Annotated in this window: 3 protein-coding genes and 1 pseudogene; all 4 read left to right on the top strand. The window is 41.6% G+C overall.

Going from position 1 to position 2,602, the window contains the following annotated elements:
- On the top strand, nucleotides 1-1,825 hold a 1,825-nt coding region (locus ACFIJL_RS09070; protein WP_375624351.1), incomplete at its 5' end, for a phage tail tape measure protein.
- Between the two features lie 5 nt (nucleotides 1,826-1,830).
- Complete coding sequence (locus ACFIJL_RS09065; protein ID WP_375612342.1) at nucleotides 1,831-2,211, top strand: phage tail protein; 381 nt, start codon at nucleotides 1,831-1,833, stop codon at nucleotides 2,209-2,211.
- Nucleotides 2,208-2,432, top strand: coding sequence for a tail protein X (locus ACFIJL_RS09060; protein WP_375624348.1), 225 nt, complete (start codon nucleotides 2,208-2,210; stop codon nucleotides 2,430-2,432). Before ACFIJL_RS09065 ends, ACFIJL_RS09060 begins: the two co-directional genes overlap by 4 nt.
- Nucleotides 2,429-2,602: pseudogene (locus ACFIJL_RS09055) on the top strand (late control protein); the annotation flags it as partial. The gene ACFIJL_RS09060 and the pseudogene ACFIJL_RS09055, both read left to right, overlap by 4 nt.

Raw genomic sequence — 2,602 nt, 5'->3', positions numbered from 1 at the left:
TGAAGCGCTTGGCATTTCTGTCAAAAACACTTCTGGAAAACTCAAATCCACTTCTGTCTTGTTAGAAGAAATTACCGACAAGATGAGTAAGATGAAAAATCAAGCACAAAGACAGCATATTGCCGCTCTGCTGTTTGGGGGTGATGGCAAAGAAATGGCGACCATGCTTGCACAAGGCATGGCACCCATTAAAGAGCTGTTTGCAAAGGCGCGAAAAGGAAAATGGCTGATAGGTGCCGATGTTGCACGCTATGCAGCAGATTTAAGTGACAAGCTTGGTGCTTTTAAGAAAAAAATAGGCGGTATCGCGAGCTTTATTGGCGCGCGTTTCATGCCCGTGATTAATGATATGATTGACGGTTTTTCAAAGTTGATTGATGAAAACCGTGACCTCATCCAAACAACCGTTGCGAGCTGGGCAAAAACCTTAAAAAAAGTCCTTAATGATTTGCTTAATCCTACCTCTGATTTAAGAAAAGGCATCAGTGATCTCACAGAGAGGATTAAAGGCTGGTTCCAATGGCTAGAACCTCTGATTGGTGAAATAACCCTCTTTAAGGTAGGACTTGTGGCACTTGGTTCGTTCATTTTTGGTCCACTCATTGCCGCATTAGCCGCAGCGGGAGCAGCGTTTGTCACCCTTGGCTATACTATAATGACAACGCCCATAGGATGGCTAATTGGCGGCATCGCAGCTCTTGTAGGCGCTGGATATTTGCTCTACAAAAATTGGGACAAAATCAATGGCTGGCTACTTACATCACTAACCATAGTAAGCGCAGTTTTTATCAGGCTTGCTTTCGCTCTTTCAGGACCAGTGCTTTCAGCCTTCACTTCTGTTGGTTCTAAAATTACCGGTCTGGCTGTAAAACTTGGAAAATCCCTGCTCTCAAAAATAATCACAGCAGATAAAGCTTTTATTAGATTTTCCGCAACTCTGGGAAGATCACTGCTTTCAGCATTAGCCTCAGCTGCTTCCGCAGTTGCCAGTCTTGCTTTAACTCTTGTAGGTACACTGATTTCGGCAATAACTGCCGTTAGTTCCGCTTTTATATCGCTTGGTGTTGCTATCATGACCACACCTATTGGCTGGATTATTGGTGGCATTGCAGCTCTTGTTGCTGCCGGATATCTGCTCTACAAACATTGGGATACAGTCATAAGCTTTATAAGCAAGCTATGGGATTCTTTTTACAGCTTATGTAGTAATGTTTTCAATAACCTCTTGACGTTCTTTAAAAACTTTTCACCACTGACTTGGATTTCGAAAAAAATCAATGAACTCATTGAATGGCTGTTTGGTGTCGATTTAATGGAAATAGGCTCCAATCTTATTAATGGGCTTTGGGAGGGCATCAAAAGCAAATGGGATGATCTGTATAACGGTTTTGGCAATATGATGAAGAAATTAACCAGTTGGATGCCTAATTGGGTGAAAGAAAAGTTAGGGTTTAATGTTTCAATAGACAAGACTTCAACGCAGACCATTAAAACCTTTACCGAAGAAACCAATGCACGTGCAAAAAAAATGGTTGATACAGTAGTGGTTACAAATACCCCACCTGAAAAACGCAAGAGTGGTTTTAATACAAGTGTCGTTGAAACAGGACAAATGCAGGCAACAAATAAAGTAGGTGCTTTTAAAGCTCCAAAGCCAATTACGGTTCATAAGCCCGTTGAAGTAGATGCCCGCGTGATGATTTCAAATTTAAATATTTCCGTCCCCAATGGTCTCAAGGACGAAATCAGAGACGCTGTCAATCAAGCACTTGAACGCTATGCAAAACAGCAACGTTTAGCCATAGCCTCTAGCCTTTCGGATTAAATACCATGATGTTAGCTTTGGGTGGTTTTATTTTTTCCATTGAAACAGCAGCTTATCAAACACTTGATATGTCTTATGGGGTGCCATGGGTAGAGCAAGGACGATTGGGGAGAAAGGCTGCTCTTCAATTGCCTGCTGTTGCAAATGCGGAATTTTCTTTAACTGGTGTGATTTATCCAGATTTCAAAGGTGGTCACAGACAGCTCGAATATTTACGGCAAATGGCACATGAAGGACCTCACATTCTTGTGACCGGTCAAGGCAAAATCTTAGGTAAGTTTGTCATTCTTTCTGTAGAGGAAAAACAAAGCGTTTTTCATCATAACGGCACCCCAAAAAAACAAGAATTTACAATAAAGTTGAGAGAATATGGTGAAGAGCTATGAGTGATCTTTACATGACCAAAGATGGTGATATGGTTGATGCCATTTGCTGGAAATACTATGCCAAAGGTCAACAAGCCCTTGCTGTTGAACGCGTTTATGCAGCAAATTTTGGTCTTGCAGACTATGGACCCATTTTAAAAGCAGGAATCACAATCGTTTTGCCAACCCTCCCCTATCCGAAAGCCACACCAGTGATCAGAATTTGGGGTAGCAAATCATGAAACCTTTTTGCATGGTTCAGGCAAATGGAGAAGACATCACAAAAACTCTTATGGATTATGTTTTGTCGATTGAAATTACCGATGAAGCAGAAGACAAAAGTGATCGTATCACTATAGAGCTTGATGACCGTGCGCGTGACAGTGATAACGGCTTTCTTGATATTCCTCTT

The sequence above is a fragment of the Bartonella sp. TT119HLJHH genome (assembly GCF_042193385.1).
Classification (GTDB): domain Bacteria; phylum Pseudomonadota; class Alphaproteobacteria; order Rhizobiales; family Rhizobiaceae; genus Bartonella.
The sequence above is the reverse complement of the archived record's forward strand: the minus strand, read 5'-3'. Positions and strand labels throughout refer to the sequence as shown.